19 protein-coding genes and 2 tRNA genes are annotated in these 24,292 nt (G+C 70.3%); 10 read left to right on the top strand and 11 right to left on the bottom strand.

Annotated features, from left to right (window positions below; all coding sequences use genetic code 11):
• Positions 1 to 131 precede the first annotated feature (131 nt).
• The 4 genes from P8A18_RS10150 to P8A18_RS10165 form a co-directional block, all read right to left on the bottom strand.
• Positions 132 to 815: an ATP-dependent Clp protease proteolytic subunit gene (locus P8A18_RS10150; protein WP_306053562.1), complete on the bottom strand. Its 684-nt coding sequence runs from the start codon at positions 813 to 815 to the stop codon at positions 132 to 134.
• 79 nt (positions 816 to 894) lie between these two features.
• Positions 895 to 1,500, bottom strand: a complete 606-nt coding sequence (locus tag P8A18_RS10155) for an ATP-dependent Clp protease proteolytic subunit (protein ID WP_018551584.1) — start codon at positions 1,498 to 1,500, stop codon at positions 895 to 897.
• 264 nt (positions 1,501 to 1,764) lie between these two features.
• On the bottom strand, positions 1,765 to 3,150 hold the full coding sequence (gene tig / locus P8A18_RS10160; RefSeq protein WP_306053564.1) for a trigger factor: 1,386 nt from the start codon (positions 3,148 to 3,150) through the stop codon (positions 1,765 to 1,767).
• Positions 3,151 to 3,314: 164 nt separating this feature from the next.
• Positions 3,315 to 3,391 (bottom strand) — tRNA-Pro (locus P8A18_RS10165).
• A gap of 167 nt (positions 3,392 to 3,558) precedes the next feature.
• Between P8A18_RS10165 and P8A18_RS10170 the strand changes: the two genes are divergently transcribed.
• Positions 3,559 to 3,632, top strand: a tRNA-Gly gene (locus P8A18_RS10170).
• 75 nt (positions 3,633 to 3,707) lie between these two features.
• On the opposite strand, the gene P8A18_RS10175 is transcribed toward P8A18_RS10170, so the two are convergent.
• A complete protein-coding gene (locus tag P8A18_RS10175) occupies positions 3,708 to 3,902 on the bottom strand; it encodes a hypothetical protein (RefSeq protein WP_306053565.1) in 195 nt (64 codons plus the stop codon).
• A 503-nt stretch (positions 3,903 to 4,405) separates the two neighbouring features.
• Between P8A18_RS10175 and P8A18_RS10180 the strand changes: the two genes are divergently transcribed.
• Positions 4,406 to 5,557 (top strand): acyltransferase family protein, encoded by a 1,152-nt coding sequence (locus tag P8A18_RS10180; protein WP_306053566.1) that lies wholly within the window; start codon positions 4,406 to 4,408, stop codon positions 5,555 to 5,557.
• A gap of 244 nt (positions 5,558 to 5,801) precedes the next feature.
• Complete coding sequence (locus P8A18_RS10185; protein ID WP_306053568.1) at positions 5,802 to 6,980, top strand: cation:proton antiporter; 1,179 nt, start codon at positions 5,802 to 5,804, stop codon at positions 6,978 to 6,980.
• Positions 6,981 to 7,045: 65 nt separating this feature from the next.
• Here P8A18_RS10185 and P8A18_RS10190 read toward each other — a convergent pair whose 3' ends face one another.
• From P8A18_RS10190 to P8A18_RS10205, 4 genes are all read right to left on the bottom strand, one after another.
• Positions 7,046 to 8,191 (bottom strand): PP2C family protein-serine/threonine phosphatase, encoded by a 1,146-nt coding sequence (locus tag P8A18_RS10190; protein WP_026249600.1) that lies wholly within the window; start codon positions 8,189 to 8,191, stop codon positions 7,046 to 7,048.
• A 105-nt stretch (positions 8,192 to 8,296) separates the two neighbouring features.
• Positions 8,297 to 9,106, bottom strand: coding sequence for an Fpg/Nei family DNA glycosylase (locus P8A18_RS10195; protein WP_306053569.1), 810 nt, complete (start codon positions 9,104 to 9,106; stop codon positions 8,297 to 8,299).
• A 78-nt stretch (positions 9,107 to 9,184) separates the two neighbouring features.
• Positions 9,185 to 9,673: a ribose-5-phosphate isomerase gene (locus tag P8A18_RS10200; protein ID WP_136319840.1), complete on the bottom strand. Its 489-nt coding sequence runs from the start codon at positions 9,671 to 9,673 to the stop codon at positions 9,185 to 9,187.
• Positions 9,674 to 9,807: 134 nt separating this feature from the next.
• A complete protein-coding gene (locus P8A18_RS10205) occupies positions 9,808 to 10,401 on the bottom strand; it encodes a biotin transporter BioY (RefSeq protein WP_026249599.1) in 594 nt (197 codons plus the stop codon).
• Positions 10,402 to 10,791: 390 nt separating this feature from the next.
• Here P8A18_RS10205 and P8A18_RS10210 point away from each other — a divergent pair, with 390 nt between their 5' ends.
• The 4 genes from P8A18_RS10210 (at position 10,792) to P8A18_RS10225 (ending at position 15,065) form a co-directional block, all read left to right on the top strand.
• Entirely contained in the window at positions 10,792 to 12,201 is a 1,410-nt protein-coding gene (locus tag P8A18_RS10210) for an amino acid permease (protein WP_306053571.1), read from the top strand.
• Positions 12,202 to 12,300: 99 nt separating this feature from the next.
• Positions 12,301 to 12,942 (top strand): superoxide dismutase, encoded by a 642-nt coding sequence (locus tag P8A18_RS10215; RefSeq protein ID WP_306053572.1) that lies wholly within the window; start codon positions 12,301 to 12,303, stop codon positions 12,940 to 12,942.
• Positions 12,943 to 13,149: 207 nt separating this feature from the next.
• On the top strand, positions 13,150 to 13,986 hold the full coding sequence (locus P8A18_RS10220) for an MOSC domain-containing protein (protein WP_306053574.1): 837 nt from the start codon (positions 13,150 to 13,152) through the stop codon (positions 13,984 to 13,986).
• A 113-nt stretch (positions 13,987 to 14,099) separates the two neighbouring features.
• Positions 14,100 to 15,065 carry an aldo/keto reductase gene (locus tag P8A18_RS10225; protein WP_306060802.1) on the top strand — a complete coding sequence of 322 codons (966 nt, stop codon included), beginning with the start codon at positions 14,100 to 14,102 and terminating at the stop codon, positions 15,063 to 15,065.
• A gap of 3 nt (positions 15,066 to 15,068) precedes the next feature.
• Here the strand turns inward: P8A18_RS10225 and P8A18_RS10230 are convergent, their stop codons facing one another.
• Both P8A18_RS10230 and P8A18_RS10235 read right to left on the bottom strand, forming a co-directional pair.
• The gene (locus P8A18_RS10230) at positions 15,069 to 15,947 is read right to left on the bottom strand and encodes a DUF4232 domain-containing protein (RefSeq protein ID WP_306053575.1); all 879 of its coding nucleotides are present in this window, start codon (positions 15,945 to 15,947) and stop codon (positions 15,069 to 15,071) included.
• A gap of 144 nt (positions 15,948 to 16,091) precedes the next feature.
• A complete protein-coding gene (locus P8A18_RS10235) occupies positions 16,092 to 16,742 on the bottom strand; it encodes a mycothiol-dependent nitroreductase Rv2466c family protein (protein WP_306053577.1) in 651 nt (216 codons plus the stop codon).
• 134 nt (positions 16,743 to 16,876) lie between these two features.
• Here P8A18_RS10235 and pepN point away from each other — a divergent pair, with 134 nt between their 5' ends.
• The 3 genes from pepN to P8A18_RS10250 all read left to right on the top strand — a co-directional run bounded on the left by pepN (position 16,877) and on the right by P8A18_RS10250 (position 24,218).
• Positions 16,877 to 19,468: an aminopeptidase N gene (gene pepN, locus P8A18_RS10240; protein WP_306053578.1), complete on the top strand. Its 2,592-nt coding sequence runs from the start codon at positions 16,877 to 16,879 to the stop codon at positions 19,466 to 19,468.
• Positions 19,469 to 19,701: 233 nt separating this feature from the next.
• Entirely contained in the window at positions 19,702 to 23,010 is a 3,309-nt protein-coding gene (locus P8A18_RS10245; RefSeq protein ID WP_306053580.1) for a S8 family serine peptidase, read from the top strand.
• Between the two features lie 179 nt (positions 23,011 to 23,189).
• Positions 23,190 to 24,218: an aspartate-semialdehyde dehydrogenase gene (locus tag P8A18_RS10250; protein ID WP_306053582.1), complete on the top strand. Its 1,029-nt coding sequence runs from the start codon at positions 23,190 to 23,192 to the stop codon at positions 24,216 to 24,218.
• Positions 24,219 to 24,292 lie beyond the last annotated feature (74 nt).

The following is a 24,292-nucleotide window of genomic DNA, read 5'->3' on the forward strand; positions in this document are numbered from 1 at the left end:
ACGCCTGGTTCAGCGGCTCCTGGTGCCTCTATCCGACGGTACCTTGCCTGGCCCCCCATACGGGCCCCCCTTGGCACGGTTCACACGGCCGGGACCGGGTGTCCGTCCGTGCCAAGGGGTCGGGGCCCACGTCAGGCGGCCGCTCCGGCCGCGCTCTTGCGGGTCGCCACGATCTGGTCGACCAGACCGTAGGCGAGGGAGTCCTCGGCGGTCAGGATCTTGTCGCGCTCGATGTCGTCGCGGATCTTCTCGATCGGTGTGGTGGAGTGCTTGGCCAGCAGCTCCTCCAGCTGGGTCCGCATCCGCAGGATCTCGTTGGCCGCGATCTCCAGGTCGGAGAGCTGCTCACGGCCGGTCTGCGAGGACGGCTGGTGGATGAGGATACGCGCGTTCGGCAGCGCCAGGCGCTTGCCGGGCGTACCGGCGGCGAGCAGGACGGCGGCGGCGGAGGCCGCCTGGCCCATGCAGACCGTCTGGATGTCCGGCTTCACGAACTGCATCGTGTCGTAGATCGCGGTGAGCGCGGTGAACGAGCCGCCGGGGCTGTTGATGTAGATGGAGATGTCCCGGTCCGGGTCCATCGACTCCAGGCACAGCAGCTGCGCCATGACGTCGTTGGCGGACGCGTCGTCGATCTGCACGCCGAGGAAGATCACGCGCTCCTCGAAGAGCTTCGCGTACGGGTCGTACTCGCGCACGCCCTGCGAGGTGCGCTCCACGAAGCGCGGGACGATGTAGCGGTTGTCCACCTGCGGGCCGGTGTGGAGACCGCTCGCGGAGGCGCCGGGGAAGTTGTTCATGTGGGTGTTCACCATCCTGGTGGCGTTCTGTGGCTGGGTGTCTCGGCGTACGAGAGATGCGCGGTGCGGCGCGGGCGCTGTCCGGGGGGCCGGATCAGGCGCCGGTGCCGCCGCCGCCCGGAACGCCCGATGCGATCGTGATGATCTCGTCGATGAGGCCGTAGTCCTTGGCCTCCTCCGCGGTGTACCAGCGGTCGCGGTCGCCGTCGCGGATGATCGTCTCCACGGTCTGGCCGGAGTGGCGGGCGGTGATCTCCGCCATCCGCTGCTTGGTGCGCAGCAGGTACTGGGCCTGGATCTTGATGTCCGACGCCGTACCGCCGATGCCGGCCGAGCCCTGGTGCATGAGGATGTCGGTGTTCGGGAGCGCGAAGCGCTTGCCGGCGGTGCCGCCGGTGAGCAGGAACTGACCCATCGAGGCGGCCATGCCCATGCCGATGGTGACCACGTCGTTCGGGATGTACTGCATGGTGTCGTAGACCGCCATGCCGGCCGTCACCGAACCGCCGGGGCTGTTGATGTAGAGGTAGATGTCCTTGTCCGGCTCGGCGGCAAGGAGGAGCAGCTGTGCGGTGATCTTGTTGGCGATGTCATCGTCGACCTGCTGTCCGAGGAAGATGATGCGCTCGCCGAGCAGCCGGCTGTAGACCTGGTCACCGAGGCCTCCACCGAGGGACGGCTCTCCGGCGGCGTAGGGCATCAGATTCGTCACGTATCCACCTGCTCGTCTCTGACGGCTCCGGCCGTCTCAGCGTCTTCGTACCGGGTGGGCCGGGACTCCCCGACCCTTCCTCTTCATGGACCCTAACGCGCAGGTGGGACAACGCCATCCCGCTTCCGCAACTGTTCGCTGGGAGCGCAAGGTCCGCAGTTGGCACACGGGTTGTGGCGAATCGGCCGCGGTACGACGACGGGCTCCGGACGCGTGGCGTCCGGAGCCCGTCGTGCGGGGTCAGCGCGAGGCTCAGGCCTCGGTCTTCTCCTCGGCGTCGCCGGCGGCGGCCTCGGTGGCCTCCACGGTCTCCTCGGCGGCCTCCTCGTCGTCCTCCAGCTCGACGACCTCACCGTTGGTGTCGACCACCTTGGCGGCCTCGACCACGACGGCCAGCGCCTTGCCGCGGGCGACCTCGCCGACGAGCATCGGCACCTGGCCACCCTCGACGACGGCCTGGGCGAACTGGTCCGGGCTCATGCCGGAGGAGGCCGCACGCCGCATGAGGTGCTCGGTGAGCTCCTCCTGGTTGACGTTCAGCTTCTCCTTGTTGACGAGCTCGTCCAGGATGAACTGGGTCTTGATGCCCTTGACGGCCTGCTCGGAGGTCTCGGCCTCGAACTCCTCAAGGGTCTTGCCCTGGATCTCCAGGTACTTCTCCAGGGTGAGACCCATCTGGCCGAGCTGGTGGTGCTCCAGGTTGTGCTTGCGGGTCTGGACCTCGTCCGCGAGCAGCTTCTCCGGGATCGGGACCTCGGCGAGCTTGAGCAGCTCCTCCAGGACGCGCTCCTGGGCCTGGGTGGCCTGGTCGTACTGCTTGGTGCTCTCCAGGCGCTTGCGGCTGTCCGCCTTCAGCTCCTCCAGCGTGTCGAACTCGCTGGCCATCTGGGCGAACTCGTCGTCCAGCTCGGGCAGCTCGCGGGCGGCGACGGCGGTGACCTTGACGGTGACCTCGGCCTCCTTGCCCTCGGCGGAGCCGCCCTTCAGCTCGGAGGCGAAGGTGGCCTCGCCACCGGCCTCCAGGCCGGTCACGGCGTCGTCGATGCCTTCGAGGAGCTCACCGGAGCCGATGGTGTACGAGACACCCTCGGCCACGCCGTCCTCCAGGACCTCGCCCTCGACCTTGGCCTGCAGGTCGATCGTCACGACGTCACCGGCGGCGGCGGCGCGCTCGACCGGGTTGGTCGAGGCGAAGCGCTCACGGAGCTGCTCGACGGCCTTCTCGACGTCCTCGTCGCTGACCTCAAGGGCGTCGACGGTGACCTCGATGCCGGAGTAGTCCGGGATCTCGATCTCGGGGCGCACGTCGACCTCGGCGGTGAAGGCCAGCAGCTCGCCGTCCTTCAGCTCCGTGATGTCGACCTCGGGCTGGCCGAGGACGTTCAGCTCACCCTCGTTGACGGCCTCGGTGTAGAACTTCGGGAGGGCGTCGTTGACGGCCTCCTCCAGCACAGCACCACGGCCGAACCGCTGGTCGATGACCCGGCTGGGGATCTTGCCCTTGCGGAACCCCTTCACCGTGACCTGCTGGTTGATCTTCTTGTACGCCGCGTCGAGGCTGTCCTTGAGCTCCTCGAAGGGCACCTCGATGCTGAGCCGAACCCGGGTCGGGTTCAGGGTCTCCACGGCGCTCTTCACGGTTCGGTCTCCTTGGTGGCTGACTTCTTGGGGTTCTGCTCGGCCGCACAGGAGGCGGCTTCGCGGACCGAGCCCGGTACATCAGACACACGGGCACGCATTTTGCATAGTAACGGCAAGGGGGAGGACTCCCACAACGCGATCATCGAACGCGATCTTGCCGGTGGTCGGGGTGGCCGGATTCGAACCGACGACCTTCCGCTCCCAAAGCGGACGCGCTACCAAGCTGCGCCACACCCCGTCGGTGCGACACGTAGGGTACATGCCGTCAGGCTCGGGCCCGGCCGCTTTCGCGCGGGCCGGTCCGGCGCGACACCACCCGGCGCGGCAAGGGGTGTGCGGGCAGGGTCCGCGACCCGCTACGATGCTCCTCGTGCCGCGGTCCCCGTGACCTGCGGCGCGCCGCTTGCGGGCGTAGCTCAATGGTAGAGCCCTAGTCTTCCAAACTAGCTACGCGGGTTCGATTCCCGTCGCCCGCTCCACGCACGACGAGGGGCCCGGTCCGGTGGACCGGGCCCCTCGTCGTTCCCCGGGCCGGGCAGCGGCCCGGGGCCGGCTCAGAAGCTGATCTGGTTGACCGTCTCGGCTATCGAGTTCATGAACCTGTTGATCGACGGCGCCATGCCGGTCGATGCCAGGAAGAAGCCGAAGAGCACCGCGACGACCGCGGGCCCGGCCTTGATGGAGCCGCCTCGGATCAAGACCACCAGGATGATGGCCAGAAGAAGCACCACAGACAGTGAAATGGCCACGACTGATCACACCTTCGGTCGGTCCGCCTTGCAGGCCCGGAGCTGTGCGGCCGTGCACCCCTCCGTCGCGCCCATCGTGCCACCAACTCCCCCCGGGTCGCTGCCGGGTGACGAATCGACCTGTCGATATCACGCCATCCTGCGCCCTTCTGCGCCCCTTGTGCGCCGGATGGCTCGAACCTGTGCGCCAGCACCGTGCACACGTACCCCACTCGGCCGCTCCGTACCCCTGCCGCACTATCGGCCGTTCCTGTGAATCCGCACCTCGCAGCGATATGCAACGGTGATCGTTTCGGTATCCACACAGTTTATTCACAGGGAAATTCGCCGCCGAACGCGACGCAATTCACTTCGGTCAACCTGCTGGCGGTATGCACCTTTTGATGCGGATAAAACCAGGCAGAACGGGCAAGTTACGTTGGTTTGCCATTTGATATGCAGGGAACACGCGCTATTCGATGGCGGTTTCACGAATGGCAATCGAGACGTCTAGGGTGCTTGAGATGTTCCACGCTCCGAACGCATTGCAGAGGGCCAAGGTTTCCCCGGCGACCGGGGAGTCGGAGCCCAGACACCCTGCGCCGACGGCGACCGGGGAAGCACCCGCTCCGGTAGCGAACGAGCCTGCGCGGAGCGCGCCCGCCAAGAAGCGTGACGCCCACTTCGACAACGCGAAGTACCTCGCCATCGTGCTGGTCGCGGTGGCGCACTCATGGGTCCCGGTCATGGAGGGGAGCCGGGCCGCCCGCGCGCTGTACATGGTGACGTACACCTTCCACATGCCGGCGTTCATCCTCATCTCGGGATACTTCTCACGGTCGTTCGATCTGAGCCCCGCCAAGGTGAAGCGGCTGGTCACCGGGGTCGCCGTGCCCTACGTGGTGTTCGAGACGGCGTACTCGCTGTTCCGGCGGTACGCGAACGACCAGCCGGACGCCCCGATCAGCCTGCTGGAGCCCTGGTATCTGACCTGGTTCCTGGCCGCCCTGTTCATCTGGCGGCTCACCACCCCGGTGTGGCGCAGCCTCCGCCACCCGCTGGCCGTCTCCCTCGTGATCGCCGTCCTCGCCTCGCTCGCCCCCAGCATCGGCGACGACCTCGACCTGCCGCGCGTCCTGCAGTTCCTGCCCTTCTTCGTGCTCGGGCTCCAGCTGAAGCCGGAGCACTTCGAGCTGGTGCGCCGCCGCGAGGCGCGGCTGGCCGCCCTGCCGCTGTTCGCCGTGGCCCTCGTCTTCGCGTACTGGGCGGCGCCCCGGATGCAACTGGGCTGGTTCCTGCGGGACTCCAGCGCCCAGGACATGGGCGCGCCGTGGTGGTCCGGCGCCGTGATGACGCTCGCGATGTTCGGCTGCGCGACACTGCTGACCGCCGCGTTCCTGGCCCTGGTGCCGCGCCGGCACATGTGGTTCACCGTGCTCGGCGCCGGCACGATCTGCGGCTACCTGCTGCACGGCTTCTTCGTGAAGGGCGTCGGCTACGCGGGCGTCTTCGACGACCACCCCGGGCTCGTGTCGCCGACCGGCCTGGTGATCGTGACCGTGGTCGCATCCGCCGGTGTGACGCTGCTGTGCACGCCGCCGGTGCGCCGGGTCCTGCGCTGCGTGACCGAGCCGGACATGAACTGGGCGTTCCGCAAGGAGTCCGCCAAGCTCTGAGACCCCGCCTCAGCTCCCCACTGACGAAGCCCGGCCCACTGCGGCCGGGCTTCGTCGTGTTCGCGGGTGTTGGCTCAATTCCGCTGTTCGGCGGGGGTTCCCGAGGCGAGGGGATGTAGGCCGTCCGACCACCCCCTCAGTTGCAACTTCAATCATTCGGTAAACTAACTTCTGACCATTTCTTGACACTCTCTTTACTCTTTGAAAGGTCAGGCTCATCGGACACGCAGACACGCTCATCGCCATGGGCGGCGCCTTCCTCGCCGCCGCCGTCCTCGCACGCGTCGGCCGCCGCATCGGGCTGCCGACGATCCCCCTGTTCATCCTGGCCGGGATCCTCCTAGGCCCACACACCCCCGGCATCGTCCTCGTCGCCGATCCGCACGAGCTGGAGATGCTCTCCGCGCTCGGCCTGGTGCTGCTCCTTTTCTACCTGGGCCTGGAGTTCCACCTGGACGACCTCAAGACGGGCGGCCGCAAGATGGTCGTCGCCGGCGGCGCCTACCTCGTCCTGAACGTCGGCGCCGGGCTGGGCTTCGGCTTCGCGCTGGGCTGGGGAACCTCCGAGGCGCTGGTGCTCGCCGGCGTGCTCGGCATCTCCTCGTCGGCCATCGTCACCAAAGTGCTGGTCGACCTGGGCCGGCTCGGTGATCCGGAGACCCGGCCGATCCTCGGCATCATCGTGGTCGACGACATCTTCCTCGCCCTTTACCTGGCCGCCCTCCAGCCCGTCCTCTCCGGCGCGGACAGCCTCGGCGCGGCGGTGACCGACGGCGGCAAGGCGTTCGGCTTCCTGCTCGTGCTCGCCCTGGCCGCCCGGTACGGCATCCGGGTCATCGGCAAGCTGATCAGCACCCGGGACGACGAACTCCTCGTCATCTCCTTCCTCGGGGCGGCCGTCCTGGTGGCCGGGATCTCCGAGTGGTTCGGGGTCGCGGACGCGATCGGTGCCTTCATGGTGGGACTGATGCTCGGCAACACGTCGTCGGGCGAGCGCATCCGCAAGCTGGTCCACCCCCTGCGGGACGCGTTCGGCGCGATCTTCTTCTTCGCCTTCGGGCTCTCCATCGACCCCGGCGACCTGCCGACCGTGCTGTGGCCGGTGCTGGCCGCCGTCGCGGTCACCCTCGCGATGAACATCCTCTCCGGAATCGCCACCGCCAAGGTGTACGCGTTCGGCCCGCAGGCCGCCGCGAACATCGCCACCACCCTGGTGGCGCGCGGCGAATTCGCCCTGATCCTCGCCACGATGGCGGCCGGTGCCGGCCTGAACGAACGGCTCTCCCCGTTCATCGCGGGCTATGTGCTCGTCCTTGCGGTCCTGGCTCCGCTGGCGGCCGGGCGCTCGCACTGGCTGGCCCGCCTCCTGCCGGGCAGGCCGGAACCGGCCCTCGCGCCGCTGCCGCGGACCCCGGTCCCGTGAATCTCGAACAGGTGAGGGTGCGACTCCCCTTGACGCGTGCCCGGTTCACGGCGTTTGCGTACGGTTCAGGACTTCCGTGACAGGAGCAGCAGGGCCCGGTCGTCGTTGACGTCCTTCGCGCAGGCCTCGATCAGATGCCAGGCGGCGCCCTCGAAGCCGGTGGCGACATAGCGGTCGGCCTCGCCGGTCAGCCGGTCGATGCCCTCCGCGATGTCCCGGTCCGATGCCTCCACCAGTCCGTCGGTGAACAGCATCAGCACGTCGCCCGGGGCCAGATGGCCCTTCACCGGGTCGAACTCGGCCCCGTCGTACACCCCGAGCAGCGGGCCCTCCGCCGCCATCTCCTCCCACTGGCCACTGCCGGCGTGGAGCTGGAGTGCGGGCGGATGGCCCGCCGAGAGGAGTTCGTAGTCGCCCGTTTCGAGGTCGAGGACCAGATGGATCGAGGTGGCGAAGCCCTCGTCCCAGTCCTGGCGCAGCAGATAGCCGTTGGCGGCGGGCAGGAAGCCGTGCGGGGGCAGTGAGCCGAGGAGCCCGCCGAAGGCGCCGGACAGCAGCAGGGCGCGGGAGCCCGCGTCCATGCCCTTGCCGGAGACGTCGGTCAGGACGGCCTCCAGGGTCCGGCCGCCGTGGGTGCGGGCCGCGACGACGAAGTCGCCGGAGAAGGACTGCCCGCCGGCCGGGCGGAGCGCCATCTCGCGGTGCCAGCCCTGCGGGAGGCGGGGCAGCGCGCTCTGTACGCGGATGCGTTCGCGCAGGTCGAAGAGCATGGTGCCGCCGCGCCGCCAGGGCACGCCGACGCGGGCGCGGAACTGAGCGAGGATCAGTCCGAGGAGCCCGCAGGCAGCGACCGTCAGGACGGTGCCGGGGGTGACCCTGGCCGGGCCGTTCTCGTAGGGGCCGAGCCAGATCGACTCCACGATGAGGGCGGCGGCCGCCGTCGCGTACAGGCCGAGCAGGCTGGCGGGGCGCAGCAGCAGGCCGCCCGCGACGATCGGCAGGACGAGCATGGTGGGCGCGCACCAGACCGGGTCGGCCAGGGTGACGCAGGTGATGACCGGGATGACGAGCAGCAGACCGGCCAGGGCGATCCAGTCGGAGCCGTCGCCGCGGAAGTAGTCGACCCCGGACCTGCGCAGCGTGCTGCGGACCCGGTGCGCCGATTTCCGCAATCGGGCCGGGTACGTGTCTGCTCCTGCGCGTCGGGCCATTGCGGGGACCTTATCCACCCGGCGGCCTCCGGTGCAGGGGGACCCCATGACAATGTGTTCGAAATCGGCCCGACCGGTGTCGTACTGGCGGGTAGCCGGGTGTGTTCACGCGGGCTGGCAGCCGGGACACCAGAAGAGGTTGCGGGCGGCCAGGTCGGCCGTGCGGATCTCACCGCCGCAGATGTGGCAGGCCTGGCGGGCGCGCCGGTAGACGTAGACCTCACCGCCGTGGTCGTCCACGCGCGGCGGGCGGCCCATCGCCTCGGGCAGGTGCTCGGGGCGGACGGTGTCGATCCGGTTGTTCCGTACGCCCTCGCGCATCAGCGCGCCCAGGTCCGCCCAGATCGCGTCCCACTCGCGGCGGGTGAGGTCCCTGCCCGCCCGGTACGGGTCGATGCCGTGCCGGAACAGCACCTCGGCGCGGTAGACGTTGCCGACGCCCGCGATGACCTTCTGGTCCATCAGGAGGGCGGCGACGGTGATCCGGCTGCGGGAGATCCGCCGCCAGGCACGCTCGCCGTCCTCGTCGCCGCGCAGCGGGTCGGGGCCCAGCCGGTCGTGTATCGCGCGCTTCTCGGCGTCGGTGATCAGGGCGCAGGTGGTGGGGCCGCGCAGGTCCGCGTGGTGGGCGTCGTTCAGCAGGCGCAGCCGGACGGTGTCGGTGGGCGGCGGGGCCGGCACCGTACCGAAGCCGAGCTTGCCGAACAGGCCGAGGTGGATGTGGACCCAGCCGATGTCGTGGAAGCCGAGGAAGAGGTGCTTGCCGTGGGCGTCGGCCGCTTCCAGGACCCGGCCGTCGAGCAGGGCGGCGCTGTCCGAGAACTTCCCCTGCGGGCTGCTCACCCGGGCCGGGCGGCCGGCGAAGCGCTCGCGGTGGTCCGCGGCGAGGCGGTGGATCGTGTGTCCCTCGGGCACGGTGGCGGGTCTCCTGGGTGGGGCGGGGGCGGACATGGCTGTGCCGCCGGAAGGACCGGCGGCACAGGGGGTCGGGGGTCAGCCCTGCTGCGGGTGGTGGGCCGGGACCGGGGGGAGCTCGCCGGTGTTCTCGTAGGCGGTGAGCATGTCGATGCGGCGGGTGTGCCGCTCCTCGCCGGAGTACGGGGTGGCGAGGAAGATCTCCACGAACTTGGTGGACTCCTCGACGGTGTGCATCCGGCCGCCGATGGAGATCACGTTGGCGTCGTTGTGCTCACGGCCCAGGGCGGCGGTCTGCTCGCTCCAGGCGAGTGCGGCGCGGACGCCCTTGACCTTGTTGGCGGCGATCTGCTCGCCGTTGCCGGAGCCGCCGATCACGATGCCCAGGCTGTCCGGGTCGGCGGCCGTCTTCTCGGCGGCCCGCAGGCAGAACGGCGGGTAGTCGTCCTGGGCGTCGTAGATGTGGGGACCGCAGTCGACGGCTTCGTGGCCCTGTGCCTTGAGCCACTCCACGAGGTGGTTCTTGAGTTCGTAACCGGCATGGTCGGATCCGAGGTACACGCGCATGGGAGGAGTGTGGCACGAGCGGCGCCGGGTGACCGACGAAGGGTGTGCGCGGACGGCCGAGAGGCTCGACGGTCTGGTGTCGCGGTACGACCCGGCGAGCCTCTTCGGAGGTCCTTACGGAAGCGGTGGCCTGGTCAGCCCCGGCGGCCGATGAGCTTCCAGGAGGTGGGCAGCGCGCCCATGGCGAGCGCCGCCTTCAGCGCGTCGCCGAGCAGGAACGGCGTCAGGCCCGCGGCGATCGCGGCGCTCGCCGACATGCCGGTGGACAGCGCCAGGTACGGCACGCCGACCGCGTAGATGATCGCGGAGCCGAGCACCATCGTGCCGGCCGTGCGCAGCACCGAGCGGTCGCCGCCGCGGCGGGCGAGGCCGCCGACCACGGTGGCGGCGAGCAGCATGCCGAGCACGTAGCCGAAGGAGGCGCCGCCCGCGCCGGAGCTGCCGCCCGCGAACCACGGCACGCCCGCCATGCCGACGAGCGCGTACACGGCGAGGGAGAGGAAGCCGCGGCGGGCGCCGAGCGCGGTGCCGACGAGGAGCGCGGCGAAGGTCTGGCCGGTGACCGGGACCGGGGAGCCCGGGACCGGCACGGCGATCTGGGCGGCTATGCCGGTGAGCGCGGCGCCGCCGAGCACGAGGGCGGTGTCCACGGCGTAGCGGTGCCGGACGGCGGGGAGCAGGTCGGCGAGGACCACTCCGGTACGGACGGGGGCGGCAGCAGTGCTCATCGGGACTCCGCGGGGTGAGGGCAGACAGGGACGGACTGAGCCTGACGTTAGCCGACGGAGTCGCGCTCGATCACCATCAGCGGCCCACAAAGCGGCGGTTGGGGCGTTGGTGGGATTCACACAACGTGGGCCACGCAATCATCGCGAGGCGTGATGCTTGTCACGGTGGTGGGGGCGCGTTCTCCCGGCGCCGCCCGGGAGCGGGCGCGGGGGCGGGACTGTGAACTCCCTCTAAAAGCCCGCCCCGTGACGGCGGCCCGCCGCCCGCCGCCCCGTAGGGGTGCGGTACGGGGGCGGTGACCGCATACCGGACCACGGTTCCCGGTGGCCGGGACGCGTGTTCAGACTGGAGGACGCCCCTCCGCCCCACCGAACGAACAGAGCTCGTCCATGTCCCGGCCCCCCACGCCCTCCCCCACCGGCTCCCCGGCCGTCGCGCCGGACACCGGGCCCGGCACCGCCCTCTCGCACGGGCTCAAGCAGCGCCACTTGTCGATGATCGCGCTGGGCGGTGTCATCGGCGCCGGGCTCTTCGTCGGCTCCGGCACGGGGATCGCCGCCGCGGGTCCCTCGATCGTCGTCGCGTACGCGGTCTCCGGGCTGCTGGTCATGCTCGTGATGCGGATGCTCGGCGAGATGTCGGCGGCCGATCCGGCGTCCGGCTCGTTCTCCGTCCACGCCGAGCGGGCGATCGGCCCGTGGGCGGGGTTCACGGTGGGCTGGGCGTTCTGGGTGCTGCTCTGTGTCGCCGTCGGGCTCGAAGGGATCGGCGCGGCGAAGATCGTCACGGGCTGGCTGCCCGGGACCCCGGAGTGGGCCTGGGTGGCGCTGTTCATGGTGATGTTCCTGGGCGCGAACCTGGCCTCGGTGGCGAGGTTCGGCGAGTTCGAGTTCTGGTTCGCCGCGCTCAAGGTCACCGCGATCACGCTGTTCCTGGTGCTGGGCGTGCTGGCGGTCCTCGGGTTGCTCCCGGGCACGGACGCGCCGGGCACCGCCAACCTGAGCGGCGCGGGCGGCTTCCTGCCGAACGGCGCCGAGGGGCTGGTCATCGGGCTGCTCGCCTCCCTGTTCGCGTACGGCGGCCTGGAGACCGTCACGATCGCCGCCGCCGAGTCAAAGGACCCGGTGCGGGGCGTCGCGACGGCGGTGCGGACGGCGATGTGGCGGATCGCGCTGTTCTACGTGGGCTCGATGGCGGTCGTCGTCACGCTGGTCCCGTGGAGCGATCCGGAGGTCGTGGCGGTGGGGCCGTTCTACGCGGCGCTGGACCACCTCGGCATCGGCCGGGCGGCGCAGATCATGAACGTGGTCATCCTGGTCGCGCTGCTCTCCGCGATGAACGCCAACATCTACGGCGCCTCGCGGATGGCCCGCTCGCTGGTGGCGCGCGGCCAGGGCCCCCGGCGGCTGGGCCGGGTGTCCGCCGGGGTGCCGCGCACGGCGGTCCTGGTCTCCTCCGCCTTCGGTTTCCTATGTGTGCTGCTGAGCTACTGGCGGCCCGACGACGTCTTCCCCTGGCTGCTCAACATGACCGGCGCGGTGATCCTGGTCGTCTGGATCTTCATCGCCGTCTCCCAGCTGATCCTGCGCGCCCGGCTGGAACGCGGGACGCCGGAGCGGCTCGTGGTGCGGATGTGGCTGTTCCCGGGGCTGACGGTGGCGGCACTGCTCGCGATGGCCGGCATCTTCGTCCTGATGCTCCGCCAGCCCGGCACCCGCGACCAGCTGCTCGCCTCGGGGGCCCTCACCGCGGCCCTGGCCGCGATCGGAGTCGTACACCAGCGGCACGACAGGCCCTAGGACAAAGGGCTGACCCCCTATCAGCCACTCCTGCTGTTAGCCTGCTCCTGCATATAGGTTGCAATAACAACAGCTCAGCAGCTGGAGGGTTCGAAACCAATGGCCACGTACACGCTCCCGGAACTCCCGTACGACTACGCCGCGCTCGAACCGGTCATCAATCCGCAGATCGTCGAGCTCCACCACGACAAGCACCACGCCGCGTACGTGAAGGGCGCGAACGACACCCTGGAGCAGCTGGAGGAGGCTCGCGACAAGGGGACCTGGGGAGCGATCAACGGCCTCCAGAAGAACCTCGCCTTTCACCTCTCGGGCCACATCCTGCACTCCATCTACTGGCACAACATGACCGGTGACGGTGGCGGCGAGCCCCTCGCGGCGGACGGCGTCGGCGACCTCGCGGACGCGATCACCGAGTCCTTCGGGTCCTTCGCGGGCTTCAAGTCCCAGCTGACGAAGGCCGCGGCCACCACGCAGGGCTCCGGCTGGGGCGTCCTCGCGTACGAGCCGGTCAGCGGCCGGCTGATCGTCGAGCAGGTCTACGACCACCAGGGCAACGTGGGGCAGGGCTCGGTCCCGGTCCTCGTCTTCGACGCCTGGGAGCACGCCTTCTACCTCCAGTACAAGAACCAGAAGGTCGACTTCATCGAGGCGATGTGGGCCGTCGTCAACTGGCAGGACGTGGCCAAGCGCTACGCCGCCGCCAAGGAGCGCGCGGACGTCCTGCTGCTCGCCCCCTGACCCGGCGCGCCCCGGGCGCCGCACCGGACGTCCTGCCTCGTGATCGTCTTCTCAACCTTCACCGGGCAGGCGGATGAAGGGGAGGCCCCCGCCTGGACGTGACAGGCGGGGGCCTCTCTTCCGCCCGCCCCGCCGGGCAGTGGGTTCAGAAAAGGAACTCACGGGGTGCGAGGCGGGTGCCATGATGTCCGCCATGAGGAGGACATCATGACGATCACCGTCCGGGAGCTGGCGTACTACCCGGTCAAGGGCTGTGCCGGGGTCAGGGTCGACACGGCGCGGGTCACCGGGACCGGCCTCGAACACGACCGTACGTTCATGGTGGTCGACGCGGCCGAGGGCACGTTCCGCAGCCAGCGCGCCCACCCCGCGATGGCCGTGCTCAGGGCCGAGGTCCTGGACTCCGGGACCGTGCTGGCCCTCTTCACCGAGGGGGTCGGGGCGCTGCGCACGGACATCGTCCCGGACGGACCGCGCCGCGAGGTCAGCATGTTCGGCAAGGACCTCGGGCCGGCCGTCGACCAGGGGGACGAGGCCGCGCAGTGGTTCTCCGACGCGCTCGGGCTCCCCTCCCGGCTGGTCCGGGTGGTCCCCGGCTTCGACCGCGACGGCTGGGGCGACACCCCCGGCAAGCTCAACTTCGCCGACGCGCACGCGGTCCTGGTCACCTCGACCGCCTCCCTCGCCGGTCTCAACGAACGGATCACCGCCCGGGGCGCCGCGCCCGTGCCCATGGACCGCTTCCGCCCCAACATCGTGCTGACCGGTGACGACACACCGCACTTCGAGGACGGGGCGGCGCGGATGACCCTGGGCACCGTCGAACTCGCGCACTCCGTGAAGGCGCTGCGGTGCAACGTCACGCTCGTCGACCAGCTGACCGGCCGCGGCGCGGGGCCCGAGCCGCTGCGCACCCTGGCCACGTACCGGCGGGAGCCGGAGTACGGCAACAAGGTCAGCTTCGGCGCGAAGAACGCGGTGGTCCGCGAGGGCGTGGTGCGGGTCGGTGACCGGGTCTCGATCGGCAGCCCGGTCGGCGGCTGAGCACCCGTAAAACCACCTGCCCCGGGGCGGGCGCGTCGCCTAGGGTCGGCCCGGTGTGCGCCCTGGAGGCGACGGGCACCGGGCGGAGCCGGACGACGAGGTGGAGGATGACTGTGCGCTACCGCGAGCTGGGACGCAGCGGACTTTCGGTGTCGGAGATCGGCTACGGGGCCTGGGGCATCGGTGAGTCGAGCTGGGTGGGGGCGACGCGGGACGAGTCCGTACGCGCCCTCAACCGGGCGATCGACCTCGGCGTGAACTTCATCGACACGGCGCGCGGCTACGGCGAGAGCGAGCGCATCGTCGGGCAGGTCGTGCGTGAACGGTCCGGTGACGAGGTGCTGGTGGCCACCAAGGTGCCGCCGGGGAACGGGGTGTGGCCGGCGAAGGACGGCATCGACCCGGCCGACGCGTTCCCGGGCGAGCACATCCGTACCAGCCTGGAGACGAGCCTGCGCGCGTCCGGCCTGGACCACTTCGACGTGTTCCAGTTCCATGTCTGGAACGACGAGTGGGTGGGGCGCGGGGACTGGCTGGAGACGGTCGCCGCGCTGAAGCAGGAGGGGAAGATCCGCCTGTTCGGTGTCTCCGTCAACGACCATCTGCCCGACAGCGCCCTCGCGCTCGTCCGCAGCGGCGTGGTGGACAGCGTGCAGGTCATCTACAACGTGTTCGACCAGGCCCCGGCCGAGGCGCTGCTGCCGGCCTGCCAGGAGCACGGGGTCGGGGTGATCGTGCGGGTCGCGCTGGACGAGGGCGGGCTGACCGGCCGGATCACCGCCGGCACGACGTTCCCCGAGGGCGACTGGCGCAACCGGTACTTCCGCGACGACCGCCCGGCCGAGGTCGAGCGGCGCGTCGCGGCGATCGTCGCCGACCTGGGCATCGAGCAGGACGCGATCGCGGAGCACGCGCTGCGGTTCGTCCTGAGCCACCCGGCGGTCTCCACGGTCATCCCGGGCATGCGCAGTGTGCGCAACGTGGAGCGCAACACCGCGCTGAGCGACGGGAATCCGCTCACCGCCGGCCAGCTGGCCGTGCTGGCCGGCCACCGGTGGCAGCGGGACTTCTACGCCTGACCGTCACGTCAGCGGGGTCTTCGTCCACGGGCCGACGCCGAGTCGGCCCGTCGTCCCGAGGTCGAGTTCCGGGGTCACCGTCACGGGCGTGGCCCCGGGCTTCGCGGTGACCCGGACGTAGGGGGCGTTCACCGGGTCGCCCTCGGTGGTGGTGTTGCGCCAGGCGAGGGTCGCGCGGGCGGACTCCCCCGGGCGCAGGCTGACGGGCTGGGGCGCGTCGCTTCCGCCGATGCCGGTGGAGATCTTGTCGGTGCCGTGCAGGATGTCCACCCCGGTGACCGGTTCGCGGTCCTCGCCGAGCAGCTGGAGTGCGGGGTAGCCGTCGAGGCGGTAGTCAGTGGTGCCGCAGTTCTCCAGGACGATGCCCACGACGCGCAGCCCCATCGCGGCGTCGCCCCGGTCGTTCGTGATGCGGACCCCGGAGACCGGGCATGCCCCGGCGTCGGACGCCTCCTTGGCGGGGACGGCGCGCACCTTGATGATCCGGGCCTGCCGCGTCCGGGCGGAGCCGGGGCCGTCCCCCGCGTCGAGGGGGCGGCGCACGGTCTGCCCCGGCGGGACGGCCTCGACCGTGCGCGTGGTGTTGTCCATGGCCTCGCCGAAGCCGTTCAGCAGGGTGAAGGTGATGGTGAAGGTGAGCGGTTCCTTCTCCGTGTTGGTGACCTCGAACCCGGTGGACGGGGCGCCGGAGGGACCGCAGTCGCTGCTGATGACGCGCGCGTTGTCCCACCTGCGCCCGGAGGGGTCGTCGACCGGTGTGGGCGACGCGCAGGTGGCGCCGGGCGACGCGGCCCGTGACCCGGCCGTTTCCTTCCCGCATCCGGTGAGCAGCGCGGTGCTCGCGAGGGCGGCACACAGGGCGAGGGCGGTGGCGGGGCGCATCCGCCCAGAAGATCAAAGAGTGCCGCGCCGGGCTGTGCTCCAGGTCACATTCACCGTCACAGCAGCGTCACAGCGTCACAGCGGCGCCGCGGGGCCCGGCCGTCCGGCCGGGCCCCGCGTCTGCCGGGTGTCCGCCGTGCCGGCTCAGTCGAAGATCGGCCCCTGGGTCCGGGTGCGCTTGATCTCGTAGAAGCCGGGGATCGAGGCGACCAGCAGGGTGCCGTCCCAGAGCTTCGCCGCCTCCTCGCCCTTGGGGGCGGGGGTGACGACCGGGCCGAAGAAGGCGATCTGCTCGCCGTCCGCGCCGGGCACGGCGATGACCGGGGTGCCGACGTCCTGGCCCACCTTCTCGATGCCCTCCCGGTGGGAGGCGCGCAGCTCGGTGTCGTAGGCGTCGGAGTCCGCGTAGTCGGCGAGTTCGGCGGGCAGGCCGACGTCCTTCAGGGCGGCCGCGATCGCTTCCCGGGTGGGGCCTTCGCCCTTGTTGTGGAAGCGGGTGCCGAGGGCCGTGTAGAGCGGGCCGACGACGGCGTCGCCGTGCTTCTGCTGGGCGGCGATCACCACGCGGACCGGGCCCCAGGCCTTGTTCTCCAGCATGTCGCGGTACTCGTCGGGCAGCTCGTCCAGCCGGTTCTCGTTGAGTACGGCCAGGCTCATCACGTGCCAGCGGACCTCGACGTCGCGGACCTTCTCCACCTCCAGCATCCAGCGGGAGGTCATCCAGGCCCACGGGCAGAGCGGGTCGAACCAGAAATCGGCGGGGGTCTTGCCGGTTGCCGTGCTGTTGTCAGACATGTCTCTCCTCATGCGGACCGATCTCACTCTGTGCGCGAGAACACCGCGGGGCGCTCCGGCCATTCCCGAGTGCCCGGCCGGAAGGCGGCATGGGAGGATCAAACTATTCGAACGTGACACAAAGGAGTGTGCTCGTGCCCGGTGAGAACCTGTCCCGAGACGAGGCCCGCGAGCGGGCCGAGCTGCTGACCGTCGACGGTTACGACGTCGAACTCGACGTGCGTTCCGCGGTAGGTGAGCCCGGCCGGGACGACCGGACCGCCGGTCCGCCGACGTTCCGCTCGGTGACGACGATCCGGTTCCGCGCGGCGCGCGGCGGCGCGTCGACCTTCGCGGACCTGATCGCGCCCGCCGTGAACGCGGTGACCCTGGACGGGGTGGCGCTGGACCCGGCGGCCGTCTTCGACGGGGTACGGGTGGCGCTGGCGGACCTGACGGAGGGCGAGCACGTCCTGGTGGTCGACGCGCAGTGCGCGTACAGCCGTACCGGCGAGGGCATGCACCGGTTCGTCGACCCGGAGGACGGCGAGGTCTACCTCTACACCCAGTACGAGCCGGCGGACGCGCGCCGTGTCTTCGCCAACTTCGAGCAGCCCGACCTCAAGGCCCCCTACCGCTTCCGGGTGACGGCGCCCGAGGAGTGGACGGTCTGGAGCAACGGAGCGGAGGAGTCCCGCGAGGGCGGGGTGTGGCGGTTCGCCGAGACGGAGCCGATCTCGACGTACATCACTGCGGTCGTCGCCGGTCCGTACCACTACGTCACGGACTCCTACAGCCGCACCTTCGAGGACGGCACGACGCTGGAGATCCCGCTCGGCGCGCTGTGCCGCAAGGGGCTCGCCAAGCACTTCGACGCCGACGACATCTTCCTGATCACCAAGCAGGGCCTGGACTTCTTCCACGACAACTTCGACTACCCGTACCCGTTCGGGAAGTACGACCAGGCGTTCGTGCCGGAGTACAACCTCGGCGCGATGGAGAACCCGGGCTGTGTCACGTTCCGCGAGGAGTACATCTTCCGCGGCAAGGTGACGCAGGCGTCGTACGAGAGCCGGGCCAACGTCATCCTGCACGAGATGGCGCACATGTGGTTCGGCGACCTCGTCACCATGCGGTGGTGGGACGACCTGTGGCTGAAGGAGTCCTTCGCCGACTTCATGGGCGTCTTCGCGATGGTCGGGGCGACCCGCTTCCAGGACGGCTGGATCACCTTCGCCAACAACCGCAAGTCGTGGGCGTACCGCGCCGACCAGCTGCCCTCCACGCACCCGGTCACGGCCGACATCCGTGACCTGGAGGACGCCAAGCTGAACTTCGACGGCATCACGTACGCCAAGGGCGCCTCCGTGCTCAAGCAGCTGGTGGCGTACGTGGGGCGGGACGCGTTCCTGGAGGGTGCCCGGCGCTACTTCAAGAAGCACGCGTACGGCAACACCCGGCTCGGGGACCTGCTGTCGGTGCTGTCCGACACCTCCGGGCGGGACATGACCGCCTGGTCGCGCTCCTGGCTCCAGACGGCGGGCGTCAACTCGCTGACCCCGGTGGCGACCTACGACGCGGCGGGCCGGATCACCGAGCTGGCGGTCCTCCAGGAGGCCGCCGAGTCCCACCCGGAGCTGCGGCCGCACCGGGTCGCGGTGGGCCTGTACCGGCGCGACCCGGACGGCGACCTGGTGCGTTACGCGCGTGCCGAGGCGGACGTGTCGGGGCCGCGCACGGTGATCGGGGAGCTGGCCGGGGCCGAGCGGCCCGAGCTGATCCTCGTCAACGACGACGACCTGACGTACTGCAAGGTCCGCTTCGACGAGGTGTCGCTCGCCACGCTGCGGGCGCACCTGGGCGACATCACGGACCCGCTGGCGCGCGCCCTGTGCTGGTCGGCGCTGTGGAACCTCACCCGGGACGGGCTGATGCCGGCCCGTGACTTCGTCTCGCTGGTCCTGGCCTTCGCCGGGCGCGAGACGGACATCGGGGTGCTCCAGATGCTGCACGCCTGGACCCGCACCGCGCTGGCGCACTACGCGGTTCCCGAGTGGCGCGAGGAGGGCGGCCGGGCGCTGGCCGAGGGCGCGCTCGGCGAGCTGCGGCTCGCGGAGCCCGGCAGTGAGCACCAGCTCGCCTGGGCCCGGTTCTTCGCTTCGGTCGCCGCGTCGGCCACGGACTTCCAGCTGTTGTCCGGGCTGCTCGACGGCACGGCCAGGATCGACGGGCTCGATGTCGACCAGGAGCTGCGCTGGGCGTTCCTCACCCCGCTGGTCGCCCATGTGGTGGCGGACGAGTCGGCGGTCGCCGCCGAACTGGCCCGGGACGACACGGCGTCCGGCGAGCGGCACCAGGTGCGGTGCCTGGCCTCCCGGCCGTCCGCCGAGGTCAAGGCGCGGGCGTGGGCGGATGTCGTGGAGTCGGACGCGCTGTCCAACGCGCTGGTGGAGGCGACGATCGCGGGCTTCGCGCAGCCCTCGCAGCGGGAGCTGCTGGCGCCGTACGCCGAGCGGTACTTCGAGGCGATCGAGCGGGTGTGGGCCGAGCGGTCCATCCAGATCGGGATGGCCGTGGTCAGGGGCCTGTTCCCGTCCCTCCAGGACAGCCCCGGCACGCTGGCGGCGGCCGACGCGTGGCTGGAGTCGCACGCGGACGCGGCGCCGGCCCTGCGCAGGCTGGTGCTGGAGGCGCGCGACGACCTCGCCCGGGGGCTGCGGGCGCAGGCGGTCGACGCGGTGGCCTGATCCGGTGACGGCCCGTCCGGCGTGAGACCGAAGCCCTTGCCCGCTCGCGGGCAAGGGCTTCGCCGATTGGTACGTATCGCCCCGTTCGCCCCCGCTGACGCTTCCGTCACAGTGGCGGGATTCCGCCATGTCCGCAACAAGCCTCCTGCAACTCTCCACAAACCCCTGTCATTTACGAAAGGGTGAGCGGTCATCCGGTACCGATTTCCGGACTCTCTCTTTCACATACAGGGATGCTGATGACCTCCGAATCCCCCGGTTACATATCCGGCGCGAGACGTGCGGCCCGTGTGGCGGCCGCCGCCAGTCTGGTGGCCGCGCTGGCCGCCACCGGTGTCACCCCCGTCTTCGCCGCCGACGACCCGGCCGGCGCACCCGTGAAGGCCGCCGGCACCGCCCCGGCGGACAAGCTGGGCACGGCCGACGCCGAAGTCCTGACCAAGGCCAAGGCCAAGGGCGAGAAGAACATCACCATGATGGTCGCCACCACCCCCGGTGCGACCGAGCAGGTCACCAAGCAGCTGGACGCCGTCAAGGGGTCCGTGCTGGGGCGTGCGTACGACAAGCTCGGGTACGTACGGGCGACCGTGCCGACCTCCGCCGCCGAGGCCACCATCAAGGCGGCGTCGAAGCTCAGCTCCGTCCACGGCATCGATCTCAAGCAGGAGATCATGCTGGACGACCCGACCCCCGCGGCCGACCGGGCGACCGGCAGCAAGGCCAAGGTGAAGTCGACCGGGACCTACGCGGCGCCCGGGAAGAAGACCCCCGCGAAGAACCCGTACAACCCGTCCTTCGAGACCGGTGCGGTCGACTTCGTCAAGAAGAACCCGAAGGCCGACGGCCGCGGCATCACCATCGGTGTCCTGGACGCGGGCGTCGACCTCGGTCACCCCGCGCTCCAGAAGACGACGACCGGTGAGCGCAAGATCGTCGACTGGGTGACCGCGACCGACCCGGTCAGCGACGGCGACGGCACCTGGCTGCGGATGACGGACGCCGTCTCCGGTCCGGTGTTCACCTACAAGGGGCGTACGTACAAGGCCCCCAAGGGCTCGTACCGGATCAGCGTGTTCGCCGAAGCCGCCACCAAGGGCGGCGACATGGCGGGCGACCTCAACCGCGACGGCGACACCACCGACACCTGGGCCGTGCTCTACGACCCGGTCACCGGCACCACCCGGGTCGACCTGAACGACAACGCGGACTTCACCGACGACACCGCGCTCAAGCCGTACAAGGAGAAGCACCAGGTCTCCTACTTCGGCAAGGACGACCCGCGCACCGACGTCGTCGAGCGCATCCCGTTCGTCGTGGAGAACCGCGAGAACGTCGTCTACAACGCGGCGGGCGACACCTCCGACTACGTCAACATCGGGGTCATCGAGTCCGAGCACGGGACGCACGTCGCGGGCATCACCGCCGCCAACGGCCTGTTCGGCGGCAAGATGAACGGTGCCGCGCCCGGCGCGAAGATCGTCTCATCGCGCGCCTGCACCTGGTCCGGCGGCTGCACCAACATCGCGCTCACCGAGGGCATGATCGACCTCGTCGTGAACCGCGGCGTCGACGTCGTCAACATGTCGATCGGCGGTCTGCCGGCGCTCAACGACGGCAACAACGCCCGCGCCGAGCTGTACAAGCGCCTGGTCGACATCTACGGCGTCCAGCTCGTCATCTCGGCCGGCAACGACGGCCCCGGCGTCAACACCATCGGTGACCCCGGCCTCGCCGACCACGTCATCTCGGTCGGCGCGTCCATCTCCAAGGAGACCTGGGCCGCCAACTACGGCTCGGCCGTCACCAAGAAGTACGACATGCTGCCCTTCTCCTCGCGCGGCCCGCGTGAGGACGGCGGCTTCACGCCGACCCTGACGGCGCCCGGCGCCTCGATCAACTCGACGCAGACCTGGCTGCCCGGTTCGCCGGTCGCCGAGGCGGGCTACTCCCTGCCGGCCGGCTACTCCATGCTCCAGGGCACCTCGATGGCGTCCCCGCAGGCCGCGGGCGCCACCGCGCTGCTGCTGTCCGCCGCGAAGCAGAAGCACATCGAGCTGCCCCCGGCCGACCTGCGCACCGCGCTGACCAGCACCGCCACCCGGATCAAGGACGTGCCCGCGCACGCCCAGGGCGCCGGTCTGATCAACATCGTGGACGCCTGGAAGCTGATCAAGAAGCAGGGCTCCCCGGCCCACGAGTACACGGTCAAGGCCCCCGTCGACACCGCGATCGACTTCGCGCTGAAGACCCCGGGCTTCGGCACCGGCCTCTACGACCGCGAGGGCGGCCTCAAGGCCGGCCAGAAGAAGACCTACGACGTCACGGTCACCCGCACCACGGGCCCGGACAAGAAGGTCGAGCACAAGCTCTCCTGGAAGTACAACGACGGCACCTTCAAGCTGGTCGGCTCGAAGAAGGTCGCCCTGCCGCTCGGCAAGCCGGTGACGGTCAAGGTCCAGGCGAAGCCGGGCAGCGCGGGCGTGCACAGCGCGATCCTGGAGCTGGACGACAAGAAGACCGCCGGAACGGATCAGCAGATCCTCGCCACGGTCGTCGTCTCCAAGGAGCTGGCGAAGCCGTCGTACGCGTTCAAGGCGTCCGGCTCGGTGCAGCGCAACGGCACCACGTCGTACTTCGTGACCGTGCCGGAGGGCGCCAAGACCCTTGAGGTCTCGATGAGCGCGCTGCGCTCGGGCAGCCAGACCCGCTTCATCTCGATCCACCCGTACGGAGTCGCGGTCGACGACAGCGGGACGCCGTACTGCTACCCGAACTACGAGAACCCGTCCAACACCTGCCGCCCCGACGTGCGTTCGTACCCCGACCCGCAGGCCGGCGTCTGGGAGATCGAGGTCGAGGCCCGGCGCACGTCGCCGCTGCTGGACAACCCGTACAAGCTGGATGTCGCGCTGCTCGGCGCGACCTTCGACCCGGCGGTGCAGACCATCGCCGAGGCGAAGATCGGCACCCCGGCGACGGTGGACTGGACGGTCACCAACAACGCGGGCGCGCTGGAGGGCAGGCTCGCGGGCGGCTCGCTGGGTTCGGCCGCCGTCGAGCGTCCCTCGATCTCCACGGGCGGCGAGTACGTCAAGGAGGTCACCATCGGTGAGGGCGTGGAGAAGCTGGACTTCGCCATCGGCGGCACCTCGGACGCCAACGCCGACCTCGACCTGTACATCTTCAAGGGTTCCGCCCAGGTGGGCGCCTCCACCACGGCGGGCTCCGAGGAGTCCGTCAGCCTGGTGAAGCCGGCCGCCGGCACGTACACGGTCGTCGTCGACGGCTACGACGTCCCGGCCGGGACCACCGAGTACGACTACCGCGACGTGTACTACTCCGCGTCGCTCGGCACGATCTCCGTCGACGAGTCGAGGGCCGTGAACCTGGCCTCCGGCGCCTCGGCCGAGGTCGGTGCCGAGGTCGAGGTCGCGGGCGCCGCGCCCGAGGGCCGGCAGTTCTTCGGCGAGATCAGCCTGGTGAACGCCCGGGGCACCTCCGCGGGCACCGGCAGCGTCGTGATCGAGAAGGTCACACCGTAGCCACACCGTGCTGAACATGTGATCCGTACAACAGTGGGGCGGGCGCTCACCGGGCGCCCGCCCCATCTGTGCGTCCGCGCCCTTGTCCGCAGGCCGGACAATGGATTGGACAAGGCAGCCGTGGACATACGCATCATGGAACGGCAACCGTGCCCGTTCGTATGTCTGAGGGAGTTCCTGTGAAGGTCGGAATCGTCGGCGCCACCGGTCAGGTAGGCACAGTCATGCGCAGCATCCTGGCCGAACGGAAGTTCCCGGCCGACGAGCTGCGGCTGTTCGCCTCCGCGCGCTCGGCGGGCTCCAGCATCGAGTGGCAGGGACAGAACATCACCGTCGAGGACGCCTCCACGGCCGACTACACCGGCCTGGACATCGTGCTGTTCTCCGCCGGCGGCGCCACCTCCAGGGCGCTGGCCGAGAAGGTCGCCTCGCAGGGCGCCGTCGTCATCGACAACTCCTCCGCCTGGCGCAAGGACCCCCAGGTCCCGCTGGTCGTCTCCGAGGTCAACCCGCACGCGATCGCCGACCGCCCCAAGGGCATCATCGCCAACCCGAACTGCACCACGATGGCCGCCATGCCGGTGCTGCGCCCGCTGCACGACGAGGCCGGCCTCGAAGCGCTGACCGTCGCCACGTACCAGGCGGTCTCCGGCTCCGGTGTGGCCGGCGTCGCCGAGCTGCACGGCCAGGCGTCCGAGGTCGTCGCCGACGCGGACAAGCTCACCCACGACGGATCGGCCGTCGCCTTCCCCGAGCCCGCCGTCTACAAGCGCCCCATCGCCTTCAACGTGCTGCCGCTGGCCGGCTCGATCGTCGACGACGGCTCGTTCGAGACGGACGAGGAGCAGAAGCTCCGCAACGAGTCCCGCAAGATCCTGGAGATCCCGGAGCTGAAGGTCTCCGGCACCTGCGTCCGGGTCCCGGTCTTCTCCGGCCACTCCCTCCAGGTCAACGCCCGCTTCGCCCGCCCGATCGGCGTGGCGCGCGCGTACGAGCTGCTGAACGACGCGCCGGGCGTCGAGCTCTCGGAGATCCCGACCCCGCTCCAGGCCGCCGGGCAGGACGCGTCCTTCGTGGGCCGCATCCGCAACGACGAGACCGTGGAGAACGGCCTCGCGCTCTTCGTCTCCAACGACAACCTGCGCAAGGGCGCGGCGCTGAACGCGGTCCAGATCGCGGAGCTGGTGGCGGCGGAGCTGCGGGGCTGACCTCTCGGCCCGGACCCCGCGTGCCCTCGATCCCCGGAGGAGCTGGATTTCCAGCCCGCTCGGCGGTCGAGGAG

The organism is Streptomyces sp. Mut1, assembly GCF_030719295.1.
In the GTDB taxonomy this organism is placed as follows: Bacteria; Actinomycetota; Actinomycetes; order Streptomycetales; family Streptomycetaceae; genus Streptomyces; species Streptomyces castrisilvae.